This window comes from Kitasatospora sp. NPDC056651 (assembly GCF_042792155.1).
In the GTDB taxonomy this organism is placed as follows: Bacteria; Actinomycetota; Actinomycetes; order Streptomycetales; family Streptomycetaceae; genus Kitasatospora.
Genome location: NZ_JBHTWX010000050.1, coordinates 1 through 26,165 on the forward strand (window position 1 = coordinate 1; position 26,165 = coordinate 26,165).

Genomic DNA, 26,165 nt, shown 5'->3' on the forward strand with positions numbered 1-26,165 from the left:
CAGCAAGACGGCGGCCGCCGCACCCGGCCGGCCCTGACCGGCGCCGGGCTCAGGTCGAGGTCCCCCCGGGCCGGCCCAGCGGGAGCAGGTACTGGATCGGCTCGCCCAGGTCGTCGAGGCCGAGGAGTTCGTGGGCCAGGTCGTCCTGGAGGCCGCCGAGGGGGGTGGTGCCGAGGCCGAAGGCAGCGGAGGTCAGCAGCAGGTTCTGGGCCAGGTGGCCGGCTTCCAGCAGGCCCAGGCGCAGGGCGCGCAGGCCGTAGCGGCGGCGGAGGTGGGCGAGGTCGAGGTAGACGGCGAGGACGGCGGGGGCGTGGTCGATGCCGATGGCGTCCGGGGTGCCGGCCGGGCGGGAGAGGTAGGAGGAGAGGGCCTTGAGGTCGTCGAGGACGGGGGCCGGGCCGATCGGGCGCAGGCCGCGGTGCTCCGGGAGGCACTGGTAGGTGCCGGCGGGCAGGCCGTCCACGGCGAGGGCGAGCAGGCGCAGCCGGACGGTGTGCAGGGCGCCCGCGCTGGGGTACGGGCGGTGGCCGGTGTCGGCGTCGGGGGCGAAGGCCGTCCAGAGCAGTCCGCCGAGGGCGCCGGCGGTGAGCGGGCCGGTCAGCGTGCCCCGGGTGGAGCGGCGGGTGCGCAGGGCGTCGGCGAGGGTGACGGGCGGCAGCGGGTCGGCGGGCAGCGGGAGGTCGCCGGGGCGTGGGCTCGGGGCCGGGCCGTACGGCAGGTCGCGCAGGGCGGTGTCCTCGCCGCGGCCGAACTGGAACTTGCTGCGCTCCAGGTACTGGTGGTCCGGGGCGTGGTGGTCGGCGGGGAAGAAGGTGAACGGCTGCCCGGTCTCCAGTAGGGTGCGGGCGGCGAGGCGGCAGACCGCCCGCTCCTCGTCGGGGCCGACGCCGAGCCGGTTGAACAGCATGTGCAGCTGGGAGGCCCAGACCCAGGCAAGCCGCTCGTCGTCGGTGCCGGCGGGTGCGGCGGCCCGCATCGCGGCGTCGGCCTCGGTGACCCGGGCCGCCCAGTCGGCGAGCCGGGGCGCGGCCGTACCGGCGTCCAGCGCGGTGCGCAGCGTCCGGGCGCGGTGGGCCAGGGCGTCCCGCTGCCGGGCGAACACCGTGTTGACCCGGGAGTGCACGGCGGCCCCGGGCAGCGGCCGGAACTCGGTGACCCACCGCCAGGAGGCGGCGTGGCGGCGCAGCCAGCGGGAGGCGGCGAGCTCGTCGAGGCCGAGGGCGTGGGCGGTGGTGTGGGCGAGGTCGAGGGCGAGCGGCAGCCGGTCCCGGGGGGCGGCGCCGAGGGCGCGCAGGGCGCCGACGGCGGTGCGGGTGGAGTGGGTGAAGACCTCCTCGGCGATCGGCAGCAGGGCCGGGCCGCCGTAGCGTTCGGTCTCCGGCTCGTAGGGCACCTCGGTGACCGTGCCGTGCCCGTCCGCCCACGGGCCGTCGGGCGGGGTGCGGCGGGCGGCGAGGCGGGTGAGGTCGGCGGCGAGGGCGTCGGCCCCTCCGCGGTCGCCGGGCCCTCCTCGGTCGCCGGCCCGGGCGCGGTAGCGGATGCGCAGGTGGGGGCCGCCCTCGCCGTAGCGGATGAAGAACCAGTCGCCGTCCGCGAGCCCGTCCATCAGCGGGGCGAGGTCCTCGGTGAGGAAGGCGTCGGCCTCGCGGGCGGACAGCGGTAGCGCGAGGTGCAGGCTGTGCCAGCGGGCGACCGGCAGCGCTTGGGTGGTCATCGCGTTCCTTCCGAAGGACTGTCCGAATGGCTGAGTCCTGTCCGGTCGATCTTGGCGGATCAGCCCGATCGGCCGGGCAGGACCTAGGGGAACGGGTGCGGGTGGAGGGGCAGGTCCTCGTGGCGCAGCGGTGCCGGGGTGCGGCCGAGGCGGTACGGGACCTCCAGCAGGCGGGGCAGGCCGCGGGTGCGGCGGTTGACGTGGCCGAAGGTCATCGGCAGCGTGCCGGGAACGACGACCTTGGCGCAGTGCAGGCCGAGCCGGTCGCGGGCGCCGGGCTCGTCCTGGGTGACCGCGAGGACCTCCAGGCCCTCCCCCGCCAGCCGGGCGACGGTGCGTTCCAGCAGGTCGGTCAGGTCGGTGACCGGTTCGGGGGCGCCGGGCCAGCGTTCGGTCCAGGGCACCGGGGGCGGGCCGGCGAAGAGGAAGTCGAGGCGGGGCTGTGCCTCGGGCAGGGTGTTGAGGCCGACGTGGTCGTCCAGGGTGAGGACCAGCTCGGGCCGTTCCAGCATCGGGCGCAGCCGCTCCGGGTCGCGCGGCCCGCCCGGGGCGGCGTCGCGGTGCGGCGCCTCCTGGACGTTGGTGACCACCTCCGCGACGGCGGAGCGGATGGCCGTCCTGGGGTCGTGGTGGGCGCCGGCGGCCAGGAAGGTGCGCGGGGCGTCGGGGTGGTCGCCGCGGTGGTGGCAGAGGGCGATCACGGCGGGGATGCCGAGGTCGTTGGTGGCGTCGAGCAGGGTGAGGTGGTATCCGAACAGTGCGGCGCGGTCGGCCAGTTCGGCGATCTCCGGGTCCTCGGTGGGAACGGCGACGCCGGGCAGCGGGGTACGGGCGTACCAGGCCATCAGGAAGGCGTCGCGCTCGGCGACCTCGAACAGGCCGTAGAGCGCGGCCTCCTGGGGGCTGTTGCCGAGTCCGCAGCCGTTCGAGGACTCGTAGACGACGCGCGGGCGGTCGCGGCCCGGCACGTCCCAGTAGGCGACGTGTTCCGGGACGGCGACCGGGCGACGGTGGGTGAGCGACCAGCCGTGTACCCAGTCGAGCGTCAGCTCCGGGGTGTACGGGACGGTGGCCACGGCGGGGTGCCCCGGGTGGGCTTCGTCGGGCAGGCCGAGCCGGACCGGGTCGAGGACGGCTTCGGGGCCCGACTCCCCTTCCAACTCGGCGAAGGAGGCCCGAAGGGCGGTCCGGCGGCCGAGCGGCCGCATGCCCGCGTGGCGCTCCACCGCCTCGAAGAGGGCGATCCGTTCGCCGGCGCGGAAGTCCGCCGCCCGGCCGTACCCGCCGTCGTCGAGCCCCCGGCCGTCGGTCACCCAGGCGGTGGTGAGGGCGAAGGCCGAGTCCTCGCTGCGGAACAGGCGGCGGACCGGCCCGAACCGCTCGTCGTACAGTTCCTCCCTCAACTGCCCGGCGCCGGAACGGTCGTTGGGGCCGCGCAGCACGGCCGGGTCGGGCAGCGGGCGGGGGGTGGCGGGCAGCCGGGCGGCCTCGGGGGTGTCGGCGGGCAGCGGGTGGCAGACCTCGCAGCCGCCGACCGGGCGGACCCGGTGGGTGGACCAGGTGGCCCAGCCGCCGTGCACCACGTGGACGGTGGCACCGGCCGGGTCCGCCGGGGCGGCGGCCAGGTCGGCGGCGAGCGCGGTCACCGCCTCGGCGAAGGCCGGGGTGCCGGTGCCGGCCAGCGCCAGGTCCGGGCTCTGCCACGGCACCCGGCCGCCCGCGGTGGCGAGCCGCTGGTACTCGACGCAGGCGAGGCAGGCCGGTGCGTCGGGGGTGAGCAGCGGCCCGACCACGGTCAGCGCGCCGTCCTCGCGCACCGGCACCAGCCGGACGGGGTGCGCCAGGGCGTGCCGGCTGAGCCGGGCGGCCAGGCCGAGGGTCCACTCGGTGAGGTGCACGACGGCGGTGCCGCTGGTGGCGGCCAGGGCCTGGGCCGGGGTGAGGGTCGGGAGCGCGTTCATCGGCTGCCTTCCGCGATGACGAGGACGGTGAAGCCGCAGCCGTCCAGGGCGTCGGCGAACGGCCGGGCGGCCGGGGTGGCGGGCGGCCGACGGGCGGTGCGCAGGCCGGTGAGGCGCAGCAGCGCGGCCTGGAGGTCGGCCTCCCGGTCGGCGAGTCCGGCGAGCCACCGGTCGGTCCAGCCCTGGTCCGTCCAGGCCGCCGGGGTGCGCCCGGCGGCGGCGAGCGGGGCGGCGGCGCCGGAGAGCGCGGCGTGGTGGGCGGCCGTGAGTCCGGCGTCCCGGGCCAGCAGGCGGGTGAGGGCGGCCAGGGCGGCGTGGGCGACGGCGTCGGCGGGGGTGGCCTCGACCGCGCGGGCTCCTTCCACCTGCGCCAGATAGACCTGTTCCGCGGAGAGACGATGGATCACCGGGCTTGGCCGGCGGCCCAGTCGGCGGGCCAGGACGCCGCACCAGTGGGCGGCCTGCGGGTGGTCCCGCCAGGCGGTCTCCGACACCGTGCGATCGCCCTCGACGGACCGGCCGAGGACGGCTCGACCGAGGACGGCTCGGCGCAAGGCCCGGCCGAGCGCGTGGCCCGGGTCGGCGCCGACCACCGGCGCGGCGGCCGCGTCCAGCGCCGCCAGGTGCAGTTCCGCCGACCGGCAGGCGGCGACCAGCCGGGCGAGGTCCGTCCGCGCGGCCCCGGCGGCCAGCGCGCCGGACGGAGTGCCGCAGGAGACCAGGGCCAACGGCAGCTGCGGCAGATCCCCGGGGAGCGGCGCGTCCAGGACGCCCAGCCTGGGGTCACCGAGGGCGTCCACCCGGCGCAGCGCCTCGGCGAGGTTCTCGGGCGGCGCGGCGACCGCCCCGGGGGCCGCGACCCAGGGGCGGAGCTCGGCCCGCGGCGGGCGGGCCTCGGCGACCAGGACGGCCGGGCGACCGGCGATCAGCCGGGGGTCGTCGGCCGACTCGCCCGGGTCCGGCAGGCCGGCGACGGCACAGAGCAACCGCTGGGCGCCGGCGGCGGCGAGCAGGGCGCCCAGCAGCGGCGGGGTCTCGGCACCGGGGTCGACGCCGAGCCGGGCGGCGAGCGCCGCGGCGTCCGTCCGTGTCCGGTCCGGGCCGGCGGGCTCGGTGACGAAGCCGCCGTCCGCGCCGCACTGCACGGCGACCGCCACCGCACCGTCCGCCGTGGCCACCACCCGGCCGGCGGGCAGCGCGGGCTCGGCCACCACCGCGGGTTCGGCCGTGCCGCCCCGGGCGAGGGCCCGGACCAGCGCGCGGGCCAGCGGGCCGTCCGGGTCCGCGGCGGCCACCACCGGCCGGGCGGCCGCCAGGGCGGCCGAGGCGCCACCGGGATCGTCGGCCACCGATCCGGTCCAGGGCGGCAGCCGGGAGCCGTCCGGGTGGTCCACCAACAGGTCGTGCTCGCGGAGTCGGGCGGTGACGGTGGCCAGTGCGGCTTCCACCCTCGGCTCGGCAGCCGGATCCACGGCCGGATCGGCGGGCCCCGCGTCGGGCCCGAGCCGGGCGGCGAGCACCTGCCACAGCGCCGGGAGCGCCCGGCTGCCCTCCAGGGTGAGGCTGCCGCCGCGCCCGCGCAGGTGCAGCCCGTCGCGCAGCGGCGTCACCGCCACCCCGGGGCGCAGCCGGGGCCGGACGGGCTCGGGTGCGGCCGTCATGCCGTGCGCTCCGCGCCCGCCGCCGAGTCCGCGCCGAGGAGCGTCTGCCACCGGTGCCCGGTCAGCTCGGGCACGCTGCGCACCAGCAGGTGCGCGGCGAGGTAGCGCTCCAGCGGTCGGACGTCGCAGATCGCGAGCAGCCGGTACAGGCCGTTGGTGCCGGCCCGGTTGATCAGGTAGTCCGGTCGGCGCCACATCGTGCCGTCGGGGTCGGCGCGGTGCAGCAGACGGTGGAACTCGCTGTAGCGGGTGCGCAGTTCGGCGTCCCAGCGCTCGGCGGTCGGTCGGTCGCCGAGGGCCTGGGCACGTTCCCGGTACTCGGCGTGGCGGCCGCCGAGGTCGGCCCCGGCCGCGAGCCGTCGCTCGGCCAGGTCCCAGGCGGTCGCCGACCAGTGCGTCCAGTCCCGTTCCCAGCCGCGCGCACCGCCCTCGGTGATCCGGCGCACCAGTGTGGTGACCGACCGGCCGGTGAGCGCCCACCGGCGTTCGAAGCCGGCCCGCAGTCGGCCGTCCGGGTCCTCGTGAACCAGGAAGTCCTCCAGGTGCGACAGCACCGAGTAGTGCGCGCCGATCAGCCCGTCCGGGTGCGCGGTGGCGTGCGCGGCCAGCGCCGTCACCACCAGCCGCACCCGGGCCTGGGGGATGTCTCCGTGCGCGCCGAGGAAGTGGCAGGCCGAGTCGACGGCGGGCAGCCCGGTCCGCAGCAGTTCCTCGCGCAGGTCAGCGGATTCGGCGCCGATCAGGGCCCGCAGGGAGTGCTCGGCGGACGGGTCGGCGGGCGCCGCCACCACGGTGTTGTCCGGCACCAGCGGCCCGTACGGCGGTGCGACCAGCTCCGCCCGCCCGGCGACGGCGGCCTCGGCCAGCAGTTCCTCGTCCGACCGGTCGGCGACGGACGGGTGCGCGGCCGCCCACTCCCGCAGTGCCTCGGCGGCTCCGCGCGCCGCCTCGGCGACCCGCTGCTCCGGGCCGCGCAGCCGCAGCCGCAGGTGCGGCCCGAACCGCCAGTGCCGCTCGACGTGGACGGCCAGTCCCTCGGCCGCCACCCGCCGGGCCAGCGGCAGCACGGCCTCGCGCAACGCGCGGGCCTTGTCGGGCTGGTAGTGGTACAGCACCACGTCCCAGGCACTCACGGCTCCCTGGCCCTCGGCCGGGTCACTCATCGCACGCCTCCTCGGCAACGGCGGAACGGCTGGAACAGTGGACGGCGGCCCCTGCGCCGCCTGCGGACCGCGCGGCCGCGGCCGCCCCGGCGGTCACTCGACACGGACGGTCCCCGGCCGGCTCACTCATCGGGTTCCTCCTCGGCCCGGCGGAACGGGCGGAACAGCGAGCACCGGCCACCCGACGCGCCGCCGTCGGGGCGCACGGCCGCGGGTGCGGACCGGCACAGGCGGACCCCGGCCGCCGCGCCGCCGGCGGTCCGCCCGCGCGCACGGCACGGGCCTCGACGGGCCGACCCGTCGCCCCGGCACCGACGCCCGGACCGGTCACTCATCGGACGCCCCTTCGGCCGTGGCGCGACGGCCTCGGCGGGGCGCGGGGCGGCGGTCGTCGGCGCGTCGTGCCCTCCCCCGGCCCGGCCGGTAGGTCTCGACCACCAGCTCGACGGCCCGGCGCGGCTCCGTCTGCCCCGCGATGCCCGGCAGGGCCTCCTCCAGCACCACGCCGCGCGGGTGGCGGGTCAGCCACTTGGCGAGGTGGCACAGGTGCAGCGGATTGCCGAGGTCGACGGGCTGCGGCTTGGGCGCGCGCAGGTGGGCCACGAAGGCGTCGCCCGGTGTGCCCCCGGGGTCGGCGGCGGCCGGTACGGGGTGGAGGAAGAGCTGTTCGGGCAGGCCGAGCCGGGCCCGCCAGCGCGCGACGGCCTCGGCGGGGACGCCGGACGGCGCCGGGTCGGCGGCCAGGTCGGCCCGCAGGGCGTCGAGCACCCCGGCGGGCAGGTGCCAGCGGCGGCGGGCGAGGACGACGTGCCGGTGACGCAGGCGCGGGGTGCGCAGGACGTCGCCCCCGGGCGCGGCCAGGGTGGTGCGCGGCAGCAGCGAACCGAAGTCGACGACGCCGTTGGGGTGGTCGGCGAGCAGCGGTCCCAGCCGTTGCGGCAGCATGACCGGGGCGAGGAAACCCAGGTAGAGGACGTCGAGCAGTTCGCCGGTGCTCCGCAGCCGCAGGCGGAGCTGGTCGTCGGCGAGGTCGTGCACGAGGTCGAGGTCGGCCTCGGCGAGGCTGGTCCAGCGCCGGTCGGGGCCGATCTCGTCGGCGAGCAGCAGCGGATGGAGGTTGGCGTTGAAGCCGCCGACCGGGCGGACCTGGGCGGCGCGGGCGCCGTCGCCGAGTCCGGCCCGCAGCGCCCGGGAGACTTCGTCGGCGGCCCGCGGGGGCATGCCGTCGAGGAAGCGGCTGGTGAAGCGCCCCCATCCGCCGTAGACGTGGTTGACGCACAACAGGCCGTCCGCTGGGTCCCGCTGGAGGAACCAGGAGTAGCTGAGCGGCCGGGCAGCGGTCCAGTCGGGGAGCCGGTCCGCCAGGGCGCGAACGCGCCCGGCGGGGAGCACCAGTTCGCCGTCCGCCTCCGGGAGGCCGGCGAACTCGGCGCGCAGTGCGCCGAGTTCGGCGGGCGGTACCGCCTCGGCCCAGGCCTGCGCCGCCTCCGCCCCGAAGTCCCACGGGGCGTCGCACACCCCGCCCGCCCCGTAGCGGGCGACGAACCGGTCGCGGGCCGCCCGGCGCATCAGATGGCCGTGGTCGAACAGCTCGGCGAGCGCCGTGAGTTCGGCGAGTGCTGTGCGGTCCGCCGGGCCGGGACCGGGCTCCGGCGGCGCCGGTGCGTGGACGTCCTCGCCGAGGACGCTGAGTGGCGCGGCCTCGTCCGGTACCGGCCGCCCGGCGTCGGCCAGCGCCTGCCGCCAGTCCTCGGCGAGCGCGGCGAGCAGCGCGGGTCTGCGCCCGCCCGGCGCTTCGGACAAGGCCTGGGTGTCCAGGGCGAGTCGATCGACCCGCTCGGCCGTCACGGTGTCCTGCGGCCACTGCCGGAGCCAGCCGGCGAGGCTGCGCAGCGGCCACGGGTCCTGCGGGTCGACCGGCTCGGTGGGCACCAGCAGCCGGGCCGCCAGGAGTCGGCCGACGAAGCGGTGCGCCGCCGGGTCCCCTCCCGGACGGCCGAGGGCCTCGGCGAACCGGGCGGCGAGCCGGTCCGGCGGCTCCGGGGTGGCCGCGAGCGAGGCGAACAGGGCCAGTTCGGGCCGTTCGGCGAGCTCGACCTCCTCCTCCCGGGTGACCAGGTAGCGGCCACCCGCGAACACCACCTCGGCGCGGGCGTAGCGGGCCCGGCCGTCGGCGGTCCGGGCGGCGCTGGTCATCCGGTGCGGCAGGGTCCGGCTGCGGCGCGGTTCGTCGAGCAGGGCCTGGACGAGTGCGGCGACCAGCGCCCGGTTCTCCCGGACGACCGCGTGCGGGCCGCCCCCGCCCGTCTCCCCCGAGGCCACCGACCCCGAGGCCACCGACCCCGAGACCACGGACCCCGAGGCCCAGCCGACGGCGGTGAACCAGGACAGCGGGCTGGTCTTGGCGGTGGCCCGCAGGGCGTGGCGCAGCACCGTCGCCTCCTCCTTGCGCGCCCGGCCGCGCGGCTGCCCGCTCGCCCCCGCCGCGCGGTCCACCGCGCCCAGCAGGTCGGCGCTGGTGAGGGCGACGGCACGGGTGAAGGCGGGCTCCCGGCAGATGCCCGCGAGGGCGGCCCGTTCGGCGGCCAGGGCGGGCGGGACGGCGTCCGCGAGCGCGGCCAGCAGCCAGGCCCGCAGCCGCCCCAGCTCCAGCCACTCGGCAAGTCGCGGGAGGCGGCTCGGCAGGTCGGAGAGCCGGTCGAGCAGCGCCGCTCTCGGTGGGCGCCGGTTGTGCAGGTCCCGGCGCAGCGGCAGCACGACCCGGCGGTGGAACTCCTCGTCGTGTCCGGCCCGGCTGGCGTAGAGGTCGTCGCAGAGGGCGGGCCGCAGGGCCTCGGCCGCGGTCTCGGTGTCGGCGAGTGCGCCCAGCAGCGCCCGGGCGGCGGCCGAGGCGGAGGACTGGGCGGGCCGGGCGAGCACGGTGGAGCGCACCAGCGCGTGGTCGGCGGTGTACGCGGCCGAGGCCGGCGCCTGGGCTTCGCTGGTGGCCCGGTCGTCCCGGGGCAGGGCTGCGGCGCGGTTGGGCATGGCGGTTCCCTCCGACGGGGCCTGAGGCGTGGCGATGGCGGCACTGCTGGGACCGGCTGGCGACGTCGCGGTCCCGGCGAGGGCGCGCACGACACGTGGGGCGGACCCGGCGCGTCCGGGTGGAAGCGCCGGGTCCGTCCTCAGGTGGTGGCGCCGGCCCCGGAGGGCCTGGCCGACAAGGATCAGCCTACGGCCGAACCCCGGTGACGCAACGTCAGTCGACGGTCAGGGACGGTGCCGGCGGGTGCGCGCAGGAGGACGAGCCCCGGCAGGAGCAGGAGGCGTCGGAAGCGCCGCCCTCCGGCAGCGCGACGGTGTCGCGCAGCGAGGTGACGGTCAGCTCGCTGAGGTCGAGGTCCAGCAGGCCGAGGTCCTCGGCATCGGTGGGCCTGGTGGTGTCGGACATGGCGAACTCCCTGGTGACGGCGGGCGCGTCGGCCGAACCGGCGTGGTGCGCCCACGAAGCGGGTGTTGCGGGATGCGCCGGCCCCCACGGGTGCGCCGCACGCGGGGCGGACCCGACGCGTCCGGCAGAACGCTCCGGGTCCGCCCTCGGACGGCGGCGCCGGCCCCGGAGGGCCTGACCGACACGATCAGCCTACGGCCGGAGTCATGACGTGACGTCAGCCCATCGGGAACTCTGTCACCTGCGGCTGCGCGCAGGAGGACGAACCCTGACGGGAACAGGAACCCCACGACGCGCCGCCCTCCGGCAGCCCGGCCGACAGGATCGGCCTACGCCCGAGCCCTGGTGAGAGGACGTCAGGCGGTCGGCACGTCCGGGAGCTGCGGCTGCGCGCAGGAGGACGAGCCCTGGCAGGAACAGGAGCCCCAGGACGCGCCGTTCTCCGGCAGCGCGACGGTGTCGCGCAGCGAGGTGACGGCCAGCTCACTGAGGTCGAGGTCCAGAACGTCGAGACCCTCGGCCGCGACGGAGACGGTGATGTCGGACATGGCGAACTCCCTGGTGACGGCGGGCATGCCGGTCCGGTCGGACCGGGATGGTGTGCCTGCGAAGTGGGTGTTGCGGGACGTGCCGGGCCCCCGTGGGTGCGCCGCACGCGGGCCGCTCGGACCCGGGCTTCGCGCCGCCCGCCGACGACTCTAGGCAGCGGGGAGGCGGCCCCGACATGGGCGATCGACACCTTGGCCGGGGCCCGTAGCCCCGTCGGCTCAAGAGCCGCTCGACTTGAGCGGCGCCCCAGCGGCCCTCCACGGTTCCCCGATCACGGCTCGTCCCGCCCTCGGCCGGCGGCACCGTCCGAGGCCGACGGGACTGTCCGTAGCCGACGGCATCGTCCGTGCGGACGAGCACCGGCCGGCCCGAGGAGCACGCGGTGAGCCGGCCGCCGCCGCGCGGACGCGTCGTGGTCGTGGTGCGGCCCGAGCCGACGGCGTCCCCGAGGCCGCTCAGCCCAGCGGCAGCAGCCCGGGCACCGGGCCGCCGCGCCGGGTGAGGCGGCGCAGGAAGGTGGCGACGCCCGGGGTGCCGACGGCCCAGGCCCGGGACTCGGCGTCGGGGCGGCGGCCGGGCAGCAGCGGCCGGTCCGGCGGGCCGCCCGCGCGGGTCAGGATCAGCGCCGCCAGGTCCTCGGCGGCCGCCCAGTGCCGGGTGTCGCCGGTGGCCACCGCGAGGTCGACGAGCAGGTCGCCGACGCCCGCCAGGCCGCAGCAGCGGAAGACCTGCGCCGTCCTCGGGGCGAGCAGCCGGCAGGTGTCGGCCGCCTCGGCGGCCAGCGCGAGGAGCGCGTCGTCGCCGTACCGCCGGCCGGCCTGGACCAGGAGGGTGCCGAGCCCGGCCAGCCCCCGGCACCAGGCGAGGTAGCGGCGGGTCGCTCCGGGCGCGCGGGCGGCGGCGACGATGCCCGGGAGGTCGGCCGCGAGTCCGTCCACGATCCGGCGGGCGGTGCCCTGCGAGGCCTCGTCCGGCATGGCCAGCAGGAAGTGGGCGATGCCCGCGCGGCCGTGCGCGAAGCCCTCGGCGAGGGCGGCGGTGCCGGGGTTGGGCTCCTCGCCGAGGTCGTCGAGGGGGTGGCCGCCCAGCCGGGCGGCGAGTTCGGCCGCCGCCGCGCGGTGCTGCGCGGCCTGCGGGCCGACGGCGGCGGCGAGCAGCAGGTGCCCGGTGCCGATCCCGGCCGCACCGGCGATCTGGTCCGCGCCGGTCCCCTCGTACCGGCGGTGCTCCGGGGGCTCGGTGCCCAGGACGGCGGCGGCCTCCGCGAGGAACAGGTCGACGCCGCAGCGCCCCTGGTACAGCGAGCCGTCCAGGCGGCCGAGGGCCGGGTGGGCGGCCGTCCAGCGGGCCAGTTCGGCGGCGGCCGACCGGGCGTCGGGGCGGTGCGGGTGCCGGAGCAGTTCGAGGCCGAGCCCGGCCGCGCCGTCGTACAGCGAGAGCAGGGTCCGGGGCCGCTCGGCGCCCGGTCCGGCCGCGAACAGCTCGCGGGCCATCCGCACGCAGCCGGTGACGGTGTGGTCGAGCGCCTCGGCCGCCCGGCCGCCGCCGGGCCGGACCGGGGCGCGGCGGCGCGCGGGCACCCGCCCCTCGCGCAGCAGCGCCGCCGTGGCGGTGCGCCGCCGTGGGTCGAAGCTCAGCAGGCCCTCGACCAGTCGCGCCGCCGGGTGGCCGGGCTCCGGCAGGGCCGCGCGCAGGCAGTCCAGGGTGCGGTCGCGGTTGGTCGCCGGATCCGGGTCGATCACCACCGGGTCGAGGCCGGTGAGGGCGTGGTGCAGGGTGGTGCCGAGCGCGTAGAGGTCCTCGGCGGGGTCCTTCCCGGTGGCGCCCGGCAGGCCGTACCCGGCGGTGGCGCCCGGTGGGCGTTCGCCGTCCAGGGCGCTCACGCCGAAGTCGACCAGGGCGGGCCGGCCGTCCGGGCCGAGCACCACGTTCGCGGGCTTGAGGTCGCACACCACCACGCCGCGCGCGTGCACCGCGTCCAGGATCCGCAGCAGGCGGCGCGCCAGCGTCCGCCAGTCCCCGTGCGGGCCGGACGTGAGGACCGCGCGGCGCAGGTCGATCGGCCCGCAGGCGCCGCTGACCAGGTACTCGTCGCTGCCGTGCCGGAAGTAGTCGACCAGCGGCGGCACTCCGGGCACCCCGGCCAGCGCGGCGAGCACCCGGTGCTCGTGCCGCAGTCGGCCGCGCGCGTCGGTGCCCGCGCCGTCCTCGGCGACGAAGGCCCGGGCCTGCTTGACCACCACCTCGCGCCCGGTGGCGAGTTCGACGGCGCGGTAGACGTGGCCGCTGGGGGCGCGGGTGATCCCGGCGGTGATCCGGTAGCGGCCGGCACCGACCCTGGTGGTCGCCGCGCGGGCGGGGGCGCCGGGCGCCTCGAACGGGTCGTTCGCCCAGGGCGGCCGGCGGTAGCGGGCCTCGGCCAGGCCGGGGAACACCGAGCCGTCCGGGCCGGTCATGCCGGCCTCCGCCTCGTCGTCGGCGACCCGGAACGGCCCGTAGCGGTAGTACACCGGGCTGTCCGGCCGGACGGGACGGTCGCTCACCACGGCGGGGCCGTCCCAGCCGGTCAGGGCCCGCGCCAACTCCAGGCCCAGTTCCCGGACTTCCTCCGGCCGGGGGTAGACCGTGACGGCCTTGCCCACGGCGGCGGAGCCGTGCCGGCCGCTGTTGAGCTCCGCCAGTGCCGCCGTGCCGACCGCGAACTTCAGGTCGCAGACGCGGCGCAGCAGGACCGGGAGCGCCGTGTCCAGCAGCGCCGCGAACCGCTCAGGGCGGGCGGACAGGTGCAGTTTCCAGCCGTGGGCGAGCTCCGGCATCCGGGGGTCCTGGAGGTACCACCACCGGCCGTCGCCGTGCAGCGGGCGGTGCGGGCCGGGGGCCTGGGCGGCCAACCGCTCGGCCCGGCAGCGGAGTTCGTCCGGCTGCCGGGCCTCCTGGCAGGGCACCTCGGCCGGGTCGGGGTCGGGCGGTGTGCTCATCCTCGCGTCCTCCCCCGGTCCGCCGTGGTCCACCGCTCCTTCGGATCCGGGTGGATCAGGAGTTGAACTCACAGGGGAAGCGGGTCGGGACGTACGTCACCCACGGGTCGGCGAGGCAGGCGACCGGCGTGAGGTCGGCGTCGAGCTCGTCCTCGAAGGCGATGGCGTCCTCGTCGATCTCCAGCGGTCCGGCGTCGCGGATGTCGGTCATCACGGCACTCATGAGGGTCCTCCCAAGGAATCGGGTCGTTGGGTCCTGTGCGCTGAGCGGGCTCATGCTAGCCAGGCCGTCCGACCCGGGACAGGGAGCCGACGGAGCCGACGGATCGGCTACGACAAAGGAGGGTTCCGTTTGTGGACGCCGCCTCCGCGCGCCTCCGCCCGCCGCCGGGCCGTTCACCCGGGGTCAGCCGCGCAGCCGGCGGGCCCGGAGGTATTCGCGGGCCAGCAGGCGCAGCGCGGCGGGCTTGGCCGGCCCGGCCGAGCGGCGCAGCAGGGCGCCGAGGTCGGCGCGGGCGGCGGCGCCGGTGAGTTCCTCCACCCCGACGATGCAGCGGACCATCGGCCGGTGCTCGGGCGGCACCAGGTCGATGACGGCCCGGCCCTCGGCGAGGGTGCGGCCGGCCCGGTCGAGCAGCGCGCCGAGCAGGGCCCGGACGGCGGGCAGGTCGCGGGCCCGCTCCAGGTCGGCGCGGGTGACGCCGTGCTCCGCGAGGGTCTTCTCGGGGATGGTCAGCCGGCCGTCCGCGAGGTCCTCGGCGAGGTCGTTGACGAAGTCGAGCCGCTGGCTGCCGTCGATGAAGGTGCGGCAGGCGGCGCGGTACTCGCGCTGGTCGCCGTCCGGGCCGATCAGCGCGGCGACCACCATGAAGCCGGGCAGCGAGTACCCGTCGACGTAGGCCTGGTAGTCCTCCTCGGTGGCGAAGCCGGTGAAGTCCAGGTCCGCCTCGGTGGCCGCGAGGAAGTCCGGTACCCGGTCCCGCAGGACGGGGTGGGCGTCGACGCTGTTCAGCAGGGGCCGCAGCTCGGGGTCCTCGGTCCGGCCGGCGGCGAGGCCGTCGGTGACCTGCCGCTGCCAGTGGGCGGACGCCGCCCGTCGCTCGGCGGGCGGGCCGCTGTCGATCAGGGTGTCGGTGCGGTGCATGAACGCGGCGGCGGCGATCACGTGCGGGACCATCCGGGCGGGCAGCAGCAGGTCGGCGGCGAGGGCGATCTCCCGCTTGTAGCGGGCGACCTGCTGCCGCTGCCGGCCGTAGTCGGCCCGCAGCCCGGCCTCCCGGATGCCGGCGGCGTCCAGCGCCCGCTCCCACCTGCCCATTTCCCCACTCACCCCATCATGTGTTCGACGGGGACCGAGCGTAGCCGGTGGACGCGGGAGCGCCTATTCGAGGCCTCGGGGGCGGGACTCCGGCGGTGCCGGGCCCAGCCCCGCCGGTCAGCGGCCGACGGCGGCCGACGCCAGGTAGGCGTCCGCCTTGTCCGGATCGAAGTACCACTCCTCCAGGTCCGCCGGGTCGTTGAAGGCGTTGGCGAACCGGTGGGCCACCGCGGGCAGTTCGCCCCCGGCGGCGAGGATCCGCAGGACGTGCGGGGGCGGCGGGCCGAGCAGCTCGTTGCTCCAGACGGTGGCGGGGGCGGCGGTCCGCCAGAACCCCTCGAAGGCCGCCTGCTGGAAGGCCCGGTCGAAGGGCTTGTCGCCGTGGGCGAGGATCGCCTCCAGGTAGCCGGCGGCGCACTTGGCGGCGTTGTTGGAACCCTGGCCGGCGATCGGGTCGTTGAGGACGACCACGTCCGCGACACCCAGCACCGTGCCGCCGCCCGGCAGTTCGCCGACCGGGTGGCGCACCACCGGGGTGATCCGGCCGGCCAGGGTGCCGCCGGCGTCGGTGAGTTCGACGCCCGCGCGGGTGCGGTCGTACTCCCAAGGCGTGAACTCCTTCATCAACTCCAGGGTCACCCTCAGGTGTTCGGCCGGGTCGCGGATCCCGTCGAAGGCGTCCGCCGGGCCGCCGGGCAGGGCCTGCCAGACCATGGCGTCGCAGGGCCCGGCCTCGGTCAGCGCCGGCACCAGGAAGAGCTCGCCGACCTCCGGCACCAGGTTGCAGCGCACCGCCGGGTAGTCGTGCTCGGGGCGCGGCGCGAGGCCGTGCACGTAGCTGGCGGCGAGCGCGCGCTGCGGCCGCTCGTACGGGGAGCGTCCGGGATCGCGCTCGAACAGCGAGGCCAGCGTGCCCTTTCCGGAGGCGACCAGCACCAGGTCGTACGAGCCGGCCAGGTGCTGCAGGTCGGCGGCGGTCACCCGGCGCAGTTCGACCCGGCCGCCGCGCTCGGCGAACAGCTCAAGCCAGGTGGACATCTTCAGCCGCTGGTCGACGGACTGCGCGTAGGCGTCCAGCCGGCCGACCCAGTCGATCGCCCGCGTCGAGCCGGGCCCGGCCACCGACACCCCGAGGCCCTCGATCCGGGGTGCCCGGTCGGCCCACGTGTCCAGGCCGAGGGCCCGCTCGGTGCGCAGCGCGGAGTCGAACATGCACTGGCTGGACAGCACCCGTCCGCCGCGCACCTCCTCCGGCCCGCGGTCGGTCATCATGGTCACGTCGTAGCCGTGGGCCTGGAGCCCCAGGGCCAGTTGGAGTCCCGCCTGTCCGGCGCCGACGATCAGCATCCTGCGCATCGTCCCTGCTCTCCTGGTGGTCGCGTCCCGAGCCGGCGGCCCCTCGCCCACCCCGGCCGCCACCGGCCTGCTTACCAGTCATCGCCGCGCCCGTCCACGGGCCGGGCCGGCGCCCGCCGTCACCGCCGGGAGGGCCCGCCCGCCGGCCGCCGGGCCCCAATCCGCCACGGTGACACAGGCGTTCGAGCCATCCCCGGCCCACTGCCCGGCCCACCGCCCGGCCCACCGCCCGGCGCCTCAGCCCGTGACCAGCCGGCGCCCGCTGACCTTCTCCGGGTGGATGCGCACCCAGCGCGGCCGCTCCCCGCCCGCCCAGGGGGCCGCCCCGGGCAGGCCGGCCAGGCGCTTCACTTCGAGGGGGTCCGCCACGTAGCGGGCCGGGCCGAGGGCGAGCACGCTCCAGCCGCGGCCGAGGTACTCGTCGAGGTGGTCGACCTGGAAGGAGACGGCGGCTCCCTCCTCGGGGGCGGTGGCGCTGTGCTCGCCGGTGCGGTAGGCGAAGCAGCCCTGGTCGACCACGTAGTTGACCGGCATGACCACCGGGGCCGGCTCGCCCGGCAGGGCGATCCGGCCGATGCCGTGGCTGCCGACCAGGTGCCAGCACTCCTGCTCGGTGAGGTCGAGCAGCCGGGGGCGCGGACCGGGGCCGCCCTGGCCGGGCGGGGCGTCGGCGCGGCCGGACAGCAACTCGGCGCGGGTGCTGCCGAGGGCGGCGGCGATCCGCAGGAAGCCCGCCGGGTCGAACCCGGGCCCGGCGTCCAGCAGGACCCGGAGGTAGCGGGGGGCCATCGCGGCCCGGTTGGCCAGGGTCTCCTCGCTGAGGCCCAGCTGCCGGCGCCGCTCGGCGATCCGGCGGGCCACGACGGCGGGGTCAGGGGTGTCGTGCACGGTGGTGACTCCTCGGCTTGCCGGGGGGCTGTCGGGCCGCGTCCGGGCGTTGACCAGGCCGGGCCCATCCAAGCGCCCGGCCTGCGGCAAGTCGAGCAACGGCCCGGCCCGTGCGTGTCGGTCCGCGCTCCCGGACCGGGGATCCGCGCCCCCGTACCGAGGAGTTGACCGCCCGTCACCCCGGGCGGCACGGTGGCGGCATGGCGTGGGTGTCGACCATCGGGATCAACGGCCGGCCCGCGGACGTCGAGCACGTGCACCAGGTGGGTCGTCCGGCCGGACGCGGACGTGCTGCCCGGTGTCACGGTGCGGCTGCCGCAAGGCGGCCTGCCCCGGGTCGGCGTGCCCTGGGACGCGCTCCGAGCACGGCGCGCGTCCTGCCGCTCACCCCGGCCGGCCCTCACCGCCTCCGCTCCCCCGGTCAGGGCGGCGGTCCCGCCAGGCCGGGGCGAGCGCGGCGAGCATCACCGCCGCCGTGAGCACGAACGCCCACGGGTAGCCCGTCCCGCCCGCGACCGCCCCGAAGGCGACCGCGCCGACACCCATCCCGCCGTCGTAGGCGACGTTCCACAGCGCCGCCACGGTGCCGTACCCGGCGGGCGGCACCCGCGCGTACATCAGGGCCAGCGTCGCGTTCTGCGCGACGCCGAAGCCCGCGCCGAACACCGCCGCCCCGGCCACCACCGCGACCGCGCTGCCCGTCGAGGCCAGCAGCAGCACCCCGGCCGCCGCCACCAGCAGCGAGGGCAGCACCAGCCCCGCCGAGCCCCGCCGGTCCCCGTACCGCCCGGCCAGCCAGCGGGTCAGCACGGCGGCCGCGGGCTGGACCAGCAGCGCCACCGTCACGACGACGGCGGACGGCACGGCGAGCGGCAGGAAGGTGACCACGATCCCGGCCGCCAGCGCCGTGGCGGCGAACACCACGGCCGGGCGCAGCAGCGCGCCGCTGCGCAGCCCCTGGCGCACGCCCACCGTCGGTCCGGTGGCCCTGGTGCGGTCCGGCAGCGCCGGGACGGAGGCCACGGCGGCCAGCGGCGCCGCCGCCCCGATCCCGAAGACCCAGGCCCAGCCGATGTGCTGGGCCAGCCAGACGCCGAGCGGCAGGCCGAACAGGGCGGGCAGTCCGGAGATCAGGCCGAGCAGCGCGAGCCCCTCCCCGCGCCGCTCGGCCGGGATCAGCGCGGCGGTCAGCGCCCCGCCCGCCACCAGGGCGACGGCGAAGCCGAGTCCGCGCAGCAGGCAGACCGCCACCACCGCCGCCATGCTCCCGGTCCACACCAGCACCAGCGCGGGCGCGCCGAGCAGCACCAACCCGGCCGCCAGCACCGGGCGGTAGCCGAACCGGGCGGTCAGCGACGGGGTGGCCAGCTCACCGACCACGGTGGTGAGCATCAGCGCGCCGGTGGCCAGGCCCGCCGCGTGCTCGCCGCCGCCGGACTCCTGGGCGTACAGCGGCACGGCGGACAGCAGCAGGTTGAAACCGATGGAGGAACCGAGCACGGAGACGAAGCGCAGCAGCAGGGCCCGTGTCACCAGCGGCGGGCGGTCGCGGCCGGAGCCCGCCCGGGCGGAGTCGATCGTCGTGTCCACCCGGCGACGCTACCGGCCCGGACGGCCGACCGACAGGGGCCGTCGGCGGGGGCCGTCGAGTCATAGGGCGGCCATAGGCCTGCTCTATGAACTCATAGATCAACACCACCTACTTCGCGGGTCACCCCTCCGGTTTGCTACAAAGGTCCAGACCGCCCCTGTGCCGCGCCCGACCGGAGGACCACCCGTCATGCCCCGCCCGATCCGAGTCGCGATCGTCGGAGCCGGCCCCGCCGGCATCTACGCCGCGGACGCCCTGCTGAAGTCCGACGCCGCCCAGGCTCCCGGTGTCTCGATCGACATATTCGAACGGATGCCCGCCCCGTTCGGTCTGATCCGCTACGGCGTCGCACCCGACCACCCGCGGATCAAGGGCATCGTCACCGCCCTCCACCAGGTGCTCGACAAGCCCCAGGTCCGGCTGTTCGGCAACGTCGACTACCCGACCGACCTCGCCCTGGACGACCTGCACCGCTTCTACGACGCCGTGGTCTTCTCCACCGGCGCCATGGCGGACCGGGCGCTGGACATACCCGGCATCCACCTCGACGGCTCCTACGGCGCGGCCGACTTCGTCTCCTGGTACGACGGCCACCCGGACGTGCCCCGCACCTGGCCGCTGGAGGCCGAGAAGGTCGCCGTCCTCGGGGTCGGCAACGTCGCCCTGGACGTCGCCCGGATCCTCGCCAAGACCGCCGACGAGCTGCTGCCCACCGAGATCCCGCCGAACGTGTACGACGGCCTCAAGGCCAACCGGGCCGTCGAGGTGCACGTCTTCGGCCGCCGCGGCCCGGCCCAGGCCAAGTTCAGCCCGATGGAGCTGCGCGAGCTGGACCACTCCCCGACCATCGAGGTGATCGTCAACCCCGAGGACATCGAGTACGACGAGGGCTCGATCGCCGAACGCCGCGCGGTCAAGCACGTCGACCTGGTCGCCTCGACGGTGGAGAACTGGGCGATCCGTGACGTGGGCGACCGCCCGCACCGGGTCTACCTGCACTTCTTCGAGTCCCCGACCGAGGTGCTCGGCGAGGACGGCCGGGTGGTCGGCCTGCGCACCGAGCGCACCGAACTCGACGGCACCGGCAACGTGCGCGGCACCGGCCGCTTCACCGACTGGGACGTGCAGTCGGTCTACCGCGCGGTCGGCTACTACTCCGACGAACTGCCCAAGCTGCCCTTCGACCCGGTCTCGGGCACCGTCCCGCACGCGGCCGGCCGCGTCCTGGACGGCGACGGCTCGCACCGCGCCGCCACCTACGTCACCGGCTGGATCAAGCGCGGCCCGGTCGGCCTGATCGGCCACACCAAGGGCGACGCCAACGAGACCGTCGCCTGCCTGCTGGACGACCACGCGGGCGGCCGGCTGCCCGGCGCCGCCGAGCCGGACCCGGCGGCGATCGAGGAGCACCTGCGCGCCCAGGGCGTCCGGTTCACCACCTGGGACGGCTGGAAGCTGCTGGACGCCCACGAGCGCGCGCTCGGCGAGCCCGAGCAGCGCGAGCGCGTCAAGGTCGTCGAGCGCGAGGACATGCTCCGCCACAGCGGGGCCTGATCCGACGGGCTCCGGCCCGAGTGCCACCGCCGAAATCCCGCGGGAATTCCTTCCGGAACCACTCCCGCGGGATTTCGGCGCATCGCGGAAGCGGCGGAACCGAAGGAAGTGACGAAATCCGACGGCCGCCGCCGCGCCGCCGCCGGCGGCCGTCGTTCCCGTCAGGCCCGGACGATCGGCAGCAGCAGCTCGTCCACGATCGCCGACGGATCGAGCTGCACCGCGTCCCCGCCGCACATCTTGATCCGGTACAGCATCAGCGCCGGCACCAGGTCGGTGACCAGCGGGGTGACCGCGCCGGGGCGGACCTCGCCGCGCGTGGTGCCGCGGTCCAGCACCTCGGCGATCAGCGCCGTCGTCGGCTCGACCACCCGCTGCATCACGATCTCCAGGAACGCGTGCGCCCGCTGGTGGTCGAGTTCGCTCATGACGGCCCGCACGGCCGCGCCCGTCTCGCTGAACATGGCGGCGCGCAGCCTGGTGACCACCTCCAGCAGGTCCCCGCGCAGGCTGCCGGTGTCGGGGGCCGGGCCGGACGGCGGCAGGCTGGCCCGCAGCGCGTCCTTGACCAGTTCCTCCTTGGACGACCAGCGGCGGTAGAGCGCCGCCTTGCCGGTCTGCGCGCCGGCGGCCACTCCCTCCATGGTCATCCGGGCGTAGCCGTCGGTGGTGAGCTGTTGGAGGACCGCCTCGTGGATGGCGCTCTCCAGCGCCTCGCCGCGCCGCCGCAGCGGGACGCCCGTCGCCGGTCCGTGCCCGGTATCCGTCTCAGCGGTCATGCCTGCGCACCTTCTTCAGTCGCCCTTCCTCGATGGCCGTCGCCCCACGCGTCCACCCCCGGTCCGCCGGGAATCCGGGACCGGCCGTGCCGTGGTGAATCCGTGTCGTACCTCACGGACATCACCGGGGCTACTGTCGATGTTAGTGAACGAACCCGTTCCCGACGTCGGTCCCGGCCCACCGTGACGTGTTCCGGTGTCCACACCCCCGGCGGCTCCCGTACGGCGTGGGCCCACCCGCACGACGGGACCGGGAGGGGACCGTGGCCCCATGCGGCTGGGGCGGGGTCGGCGGTCGGATGGGAGGGCAGGTCGAAGCGGACCTGCCTGCGGAGATTCCCGTGGAGGACCTCATGACCGACAGAACGGCCGGCACCGCACTGGTGGCCGCCGGTGTCGCCGCCGTCTTCGCCGCGGTGAGCGTCGCCGCCGCCATCCGGGCGTGCAGGTGCCCGGTCCCGGGCGCCGAGGGCGCGCCCGGAGCGAAGCGACCCCACCGCGGCCGCCCCGGCACCATCCACACCCACGGCTGCTCGCCCCCGGACTGCTGACCAGTCACCCCCGTTCCCCCGTTCCGTTGACAACCCCCGCCCCCGGCCGGCACCCGTCGCGCCGGGGGCCCTTTCGCCTCCCGGGACCGCCCCTGCCCCGGCGGTGCCCGCACGGGGGCGGCCGCGGCACGAGCGCGAACACCACGGGCGCGGCCCTCGGCCGTCAGCCGCTCGCGGGCCGGCGCGGGAGCACCGCGTGCACCCGGGTACCGTGCCGCAGGGCGTCCACGGTGCAGCTGCCGCCGATCTCCGCGGCCCGCTCGGACATCGACCGCAGTCCCACCCCCTGATGCTCCGGGAGGCCGTGCCCGGGGCCCCGCCCGTCGTCCTCGACATCGAGTTCCAGCCGCCCGGCGAACGCCCGCACGCACACCGTCGCGCTGCTCGCACGGGCGTGGCGCAGCACGTTGTTGAGCGCCTCCGCCGTGATCCGGTAGACCGCGACCTCGACGGCGGCGGGCAGCTCCGGCAGCGGATCGGGCTCCAGCCGGGTGGTGACGGCGAGGTCCGCGCCGCTGAAGGTCTCGGTGAGCCGGGCCAACGCACGGGACAGGCCGTAGTCGCCCAGGGCCGTCGGTCCCAGCCGGTCGGTGATCCGCCGGACCTCCCGGACCGCCGAGGCGAGGTCGTCGGCGACGCGGTCCAGCACGGCGGAGTAGAGCGCCGGGTCGTCCACCGCGGCCGCCCCCTGGAGGCGCAGCCGCAGCCCGGCCAGCATCGGGCCGAGTCCGTCGTGGATGTCGCGGCGCAGCTGCCGGCGCTCCTCCTCGCGGGCCCCGACGATCCGCTCGCGGCTGGCCCGCAGGTCCTCCATCAGCTGGAGCGAGGCGACGGCGGGCGCGGCCTGGTCGGCGAGCGAGCGCAGGATGTCGCGGTCACTGCCGTCGAGTGCCCGCTGGCCCTCGCGCGGGGCGACGGTGAGCCGTCCGATCTGTTCCCCGCGGTGCACCAGAGGGAAGTCCTCGCCGCTGCCGGAGAGTTCCCCGACGGCGGCCAGCGAGCGCTCGCCGCCCCGGGTGGAGACGGTCAGCTCCACGCCGGGCAACCGCAGTTCGTCGCCGACGGTGCGGCACAGCACGCCTGGCACCTCCTGCGGGTCGACGGTCTGGCTGACCCGCCCGGCCAGGCTCCGCAGCACCTGGTAGGGCTGGGCGCGCGATCCGTAGTACCAGCGGTCGACGATGCCGGAGGCCCACCGCACGCCCCGGGGCAGTCCGATCGCGAGCAGGAAGACGGCGGCGACCACCGCAAGCGCCCCGAGGCCGCGACCGGGAATCCACATGGTCGAGAGCACACAGGCCACCACCACGAACAGCACCGCCAGCCCGGCCGCCACCATCAGGCCGACCAGCACCCGCCGGGCGGCCCGGTCGAGCCGCCAGGCCCGGTCCCGGACCACGACGACGGCCAGGGTGACGGTCCACAGCGCCGAGGTGATCGCGTACGCGATGTACGAGGGCGTGCTCTCGTGGTCGAAGTAGTAGCCGAACTCGGCCCCGCCCCACAGGAGGTACACGCCCAGACCGATCAGGACGTCCTGCCTGCGCCGCCGGGACACCTCGCGCATCCGGGTGAGCGGGACGAGCACCACCAGGACCGTCAGCGCGACGAACACGGCGAGCTGGGCGTCGATCATCCGCTCGTTGAAGGCCCGCAGCCAGTTCGCGAGGGCGGTGCCGGCGAACGGGTTGGGCTGGCCGAACGCGGTGCGGTCGTAGAAGGAGTAGCTGGCCGGGGGCAGCCGCCACAGGGCCACGGCGCCGATCGCGAACCACCACCGCCGGCTCGGCAGCGTCCCGTACGGCAGCCACAGCGGCAGCGCGTGCCACAGCGAGCCGCTGACGGTGAAGCCCACCGACACCAGGACCACCACGGCCCCGACCACGCGCGGGTCGCCCCCCTCGACCCAGAGCGGCGTCTGGGCGGCGAGCGGGACGATCAACGCCGTCCCGTACGCGAGCAGTGCCCAGCCGAGCTGGTTGCCGGGCCGGTGGGCGTGCAGCAGCACCCCGCCGGCGACGGCGGCGAGGCCGTAGCCGAGCTTGGCCAGGTTGTGGGCGGGCACCGAGATCCCGGGCGCGCCGAGGTGGCTCATCACGTAGCCGGCCCACAGACCACCGGCCACCAGGCAGACGAGCGCGACCAGTCCGGCCGCGGCCAGCTGCCGCTCCGCGCGGCCGGAGCGCGGCCGCCACCAACCCGTACGCGTGCTCTCCGCAGCCATGTCCGCCCTCTCCACGCCGGGCCCCTCCGGATGGTTGAAGTCTGCTCCATCCGGTGTCCCGGGCGCATGAGGCAGCGGCCCCGGCGGTCCTCCCCGGCGGCCCGGGAGAGGGCCGCCGGGGCCGTCAGACCGGTGGCTGGGGGCGGGTCAGTCCGCGGTCGTAGGCGAAGATCACCGCCTGGACGCGGTCCCGGGCGCCGAGCTTCGACAGCACCCGGCTGACGTGCGTCTTGACCGTCGACTCCGCCAGCACCAGGCGCTGGGCGATCTCGCTGTTGGACCAGCCGCGGGCGATGGCGACCAGGATCTCCCGCTCGCGGTCGGTCAGGGCGTCCAGCCGTGGATCCGCGGCGGGTTCGGCGCCGGGCGGGCGGACCGGCAGCCGGTGGGCGTAGGCGTCGAGCAGCCGCCGGGTGACGGCGGGGGCGACCACGGCGTCGCCCTCGGAGACCGCGCGGATGCCGGCCAGCAGTTCCTCCGGGCGGGCGTCCTTGAGCAGGAAGCCGCTGGCCCCGGCGCGCAGCGCGGCGTGGGCGTACTCGTCGAGGTCGAAGGTGGTCAGCACCAGGATGCGGGAGCGCCCGCCGGTGGCGACGATGTGGCGGGTGGCCTCGATGCCGTCCATTCCGGGCATCCGGATGTCCATCAGGACGACGTCGGGGCGCAGGTCGGCGGTGAGCCGGACGGCCTCGCCGCCGTGGGCGGCTTCACCGACCACCTCGGTGTCGGGCTGGCTCTCCAGCAGCATCCGGAAGCCGTAGCGCTGCAGGGGCTGGTCGTCCACGATGAGGACGGTGGTCACGTCGGGCCGCCTGTCGGGTCTGGGGTGAGGGCCTGGTCGGGGGTCGTCGCCCGGCCGGGGGTGGGTGCCTGGCCGGGAGTCGGTGCATGGCCGGGAGTCGGTGCATGGCTCGGGGCGGGTGCCTGGCTCGGGGTCAGGTGCAGCACGGCCTCCACCGCCCATCCTCCACCCGGGGCAGGGCCCGCCGTGACGGTGCCCCCGTACAGGGCCGTGCGTTCGCGCATCCCCGCCAGCCCGTGACCGTACCCCTCGCCGCGCCCGTGCCAGCGGGAGCCGGCGGGCGGGCCGGTGTCCTGGACGCGCACCCGCAGCCGGTCGGGGCCGGCGCTCAGGGTGACATGGGCCCGGGTCTCGGTGCCGGCGTGCTTGAGGGTGTTGGTGAGCGCCTCCTGGACGATCCGGTAGGCCATCAGCTGGACGCCGCGGTCCAGCTGGTCCAGGGCGCCGGCGGCCGTGTAGACCACCTGGGGGCCGGCGGCGCGGATCCGGGCGCACAGCCCGTCGAGGTCGGCGATGCCGGGCTGGGGGTTGTACTCGGCGTCCTGGTCGCTCCGGTCGCGCAGCACGCCGAGCATCCGCCGCAGTTCGCCGAGCGCCTGCCGGCTGGTGTCGCCGATCAGCAGCAGGGCCTCCCGGCCGCGCTCGGGGGCGGCCTGTGCCGCGTAGGCTCCGCCGTCGGCCAGGGTGACGATGACGGACAGGTTGTGGCCGATGATGTCGTGCATCTCCCGGGCCACCCGGGCCCGCTCACCGGCCGCGGCCAGTCGGCTGCGCTGGTCCCGCTCGATCTCCAGCCGGGCGGCCCGCTCCCGCAGCCCGGCGAGCTGGGCGCGCCGGACGCGCACCGCGATGCCCAGGGCCACGGCCGCCGTCGCGGCGCTGAGCAGGAAGAACAGCGCGTCGCCGACCGGCAGCCGGTGGCCGGAGACGGCCACCGCGACCAGCGACACGGCCACCACCATGGCCGCGCAGGACCAGGCCAGGTGCCGCAGCCGGCCGTGCAGCGCCAGGCTGTAGAGGGCGACCAGCAGGGCGGCGTCGGCGCGCAGCCCGATGTGCAGCGACCACTGGAGGACGAACACGGCCATGATCGCGGCGAAGGCGGCGGTGGGTCGCCGACGGCGCCACAGCAGCGGCAGCACCAGACCGGTCTGCAGGGCCAGGATCTGCGGCAGCGGCGGCCGGACGAGCTCGATCCGGTGATCGCGCGCGCCGCCCTCGATGTGGCCGTGGAAGAGGTCGGGCACGCAGAACAGCAGGAAGACGACGGCCAGCAGGGCCGCGTCGAGCCCCCAGGGGTGCTCACGGCACGCCTGCCGCAGCCGCCGGCCGAGCCGGGCCAGCCGGCCGAACAGCGGGTGGCCGAACAGCGGGTCGACGGCCGAGGCGTCGACGGCCGAGGTGCCGGCGACCGGTGTGCCCACCGGCGCGTAGCCGTCCGTGTACGCGCTCGTCGGGATCGTCGGGATCGTCGAGCCCGTGGCGGTGGCGTGCTCGCTCATCGGTGGCACCTCCCTGGTCGGCCGGGCCGTCGTGGTCATGGGCGCGGGGGCGGGGGGCCCCGCCCCCCGACCGAGGGTCGAGCCCGCCAGTCTATCTGGCGTCGCGTCGCCCCCACCCCCCCGCCGCCCCGACGAGCGCGG

At 76.8% G+C, this 26,165-nt stretch carries 19 protein-coding genes; 2 read left to right on the plus strand and 17 right to left on the minus strand.

What is annotated here, in order from left to right; translation table 11 throughout:
• Positions 1–49: 49 nt before the first annotated feature.
• From ACFRAR_RS20340 to ACFRAR_RS20400, 13 genes are all read right to left on the minus strand, one after another.
• Positions 50–1,714, minus strand: a complete 1,665-nt coding sequence (locus ACFRAR_RS20340) for a thiopeptide-type bacteriocin biosynthesis protein (protein WP_380699510.1) — start codon at positions 1,712–1,714, stop codon at positions 50–52.
• An 83-nt stretch (positions 1,715–1,797) separates the two neighbouring features.
• Positions 1,798–3,675 (minus strand): TOMM precursor leader peptide-binding protein, encoded by a 1,878-nt coding sequence (locus ACFRAR_RS20345; protein WP_380699511.1) that lies wholly within the window; start codon positions 3,673–3,675, stop codon positions 1,798–1,800.
• Positions 3,672–5,336, minus strand: a complete 1,665-nt coding sequence (locus ACFRAR_RS20350; RefSeq protein WP_380699512.1) for a hypothetical protein — start codon at positions 5,334–5,336, stop codon at positions 3,672–3,674. Before ACFRAR_RS20350 ends, ACFRAR_RS20345 begins: the two co-directional genes overlap by 4 nt.
• Positions 5,333–6,499, minus strand: coding sequence for a hypothetical protein (locus ACFRAR_RS20355; RefSeq protein ID WP_380699513.1), 1,167 nt, complete (start codon positions 6,497–6,499; stop codon positions 5,333–5,335). Before ACFRAR_RS20355 ends, ACFRAR_RS20350 begins: the two co-directional genes overlap by 4 nt.
• A gap of 327 nt (positions 6,500–6,826) precedes the next feature.
• Complete coding sequence (locus tag ACFRAR_RS20360; RefSeq protein WP_380699514.1) at positions 6,827–9,526, minus strand: lantibiotic dehydratase; 2,700 nt, start codon at positions 9,524–9,526, stop codon at positions 6,827–6,829.
• Between the two features lie 214 nt (positions 9,527–9,740).
• Positions 9,741–9,932: a thiazolylpeptide-type bacteriocin gene (locus ACFRAR_RS20365; RefSeq protein ID WP_380699515.1), complete on the minus strand. Its 192-nt coding sequence runs from the start codon at positions 9,930–9,932 to the stop codon at positions 9,741–9,743.
• A gap of 356 nt (positions 9,933–10,288) precedes the next feature.
• Positions 10,289–10,480, minus strand: coding sequence for a thiazolylpeptide-type bacteriocin (locus tag ACFRAR_RS20370; protein WP_380699516.1), 192 nt, complete (start codon positions 10,478–10,480; stop codon positions 10,289–10,291).
• A gap of 456 nt (positions 10,481–10,936) precedes the next feature.
• The gene (gene lanL / locus ACFRAR_RS20375; protein ID WP_380699517.1) at positions 10,937–13,459 is read right to left on the minus strand and encodes a class IV lanthionine synthetase LanL; all 2,523 of its coding nucleotides are present in this window, start codon (positions 13,457–13,459) and stop codon (positions 10,937–10,939) included.
• Positions 13,460–13,514: 55 nt separating this feature from the next.
• Positions 13,515–13,682 carry an SflA family class IV lanthipeptide gene (locus ACFRAR_RS20380; protein ID WP_380699518.1) on the minus strand — a complete coding sequence of 56 codons (168 nt, stop codon included), beginning with the start codon at positions 13,680–13,682 and terminating at the stop codon, positions 13,515–13,517.
• Positions 13,683–13,865: 183 nt separating this feature from the next.
• The gene (locus ACFRAR_RS20385; RefSeq protein ID WP_380699519.1) at positions 13,866–14,777 is read right to left on the minus strand and encodes a phytoene/squalene synthase family protein; all 912 of its coding nucleotides are present in this window, start codon (positions 14,775–14,777) and stop codon (positions 13,866–13,868) included.
• 117 nt (positions 14,778–14,894) lie between these two features.
• Entirely contained in the window at positions 14,895–16,133 is a 1,239-nt protein-coding gene (locus ACFRAR_RS20390; protein ID WP_380699520.1) for a styrene monooxygenase/indole monooxygenase family protein, read from the minus strand.
• 237 nt (positions 16,134–16,370) lie between these two features.
• Positions 16,371–17,021: a pyridoxamine 5'-phosphate oxidase family protein gene (locus ACFRAR_RS20395; RefSeq protein WP_380699521.1), complete on the minus strand. Its 651-nt coding sequence runs from the start codon at positions 17,019–17,021 to the stop codon at positions 16,371–16,373.
• A gap of 384 nt (positions 17,022–17,405) precedes the next feature.
• Positions 17,406–18,611, minus strand: coding sequence for an MFS transporter (locus tag ACFRAR_RS20400; protein WP_380699522.1), 1,206 nt, complete (start codon positions 18,609–18,611; stop codon positions 17,406–17,408).
• A 190-nt stretch (positions 18,612–18,801) separates the two neighbouring features.
• Here ACFRAR_RS20400 and ACFRAR_RS20405 point away from each other — a divergent pair, with 190 nt between their 5' ends.
• The gene (locus ACFRAR_RS20405) at positions 18,802–20,166 is read left to right on the plus strand and encodes an FAD-dependent oxidoreductase (protein ID WP_380699523.1); all 1,365 of its coding nucleotides are present in this window, start codon (positions 18,802–18,804) and stop codon (positions 20,164–20,166) included.
• Positions 20,167–20,327: 161 nt separating this feature from the next.
• Here ACFRAR_RS20405 and ACFRAR_RS20410 read toward each other — a convergent pair whose 3' ends face one another.
• Positions 20,328–20,945 (minus strand): TetR/AcrR family transcriptional regulator, encoded by a 618-nt coding sequence (locus ACFRAR_RS20410; RefSeq protein ID WP_380699524.1) that lies wholly within the window; start codon positions 20,943–20,945, stop codon positions 20,328–20,330.
• 353 nt (positions 20,946–21,298) lie between these two features.
• Between ACFRAR_RS20410 and ACFRAR_RS20415 the strand changes: the two genes are divergently transcribed.
• Entirely contained in the window at positions 21,299–21,496 is a 198-nt protein-coding gene (locus tag ACFRAR_RS20415) for a hypothetical protein (RefSeq protein WP_380699525.1), read from the plus strand.
• A 163-nt stretch (positions 21,497–21,659) separates the two neighbouring features.
• On the opposite strand, the gene ACFRAR_RS20420 is transcribed toward ACFRAR_RS20415, so the two are convergent.
• From ACFRAR_RS20420 to ACFRAR_RS20430, 3 genes are all read right to left on the minus strand, one after another.
• Positions 21,660–23,720: a histidine kinase gene (locus ACFRAR_RS20420; RefSeq protein WP_380699526.1), complete on the minus strand. Its 2,061-nt coding sequence runs from the start codon at positions 23,718–23,720 to the stop codon at positions 21,660–21,662.
• 124 nt (positions 23,721–23,844) lie between these two features.
• A complete protein-coding gene (locus tag ACFRAR_RS20425; RefSeq protein ID WP_380699527.1) occupies positions 23,845–24,522 on the minus strand; it encodes a response regulator in 678 nt (225 codons plus the stop codon).
• Positions 24,519–26,024, minus strand: a complete 1,506-nt coding sequence (locus tag ACFRAR_RS20430) for a histidine kinase (protein WP_380699528.1) — start codon at positions 26,022–26,024, stop codon at positions 24,519–24,521. Before ACFRAR_RS20430 ends, ACFRAR_RS20425 begins: the two co-directional genes overlap by 4 nt.
• Positions 26,025–26,165: the final 141 nt, after the last annotated feature.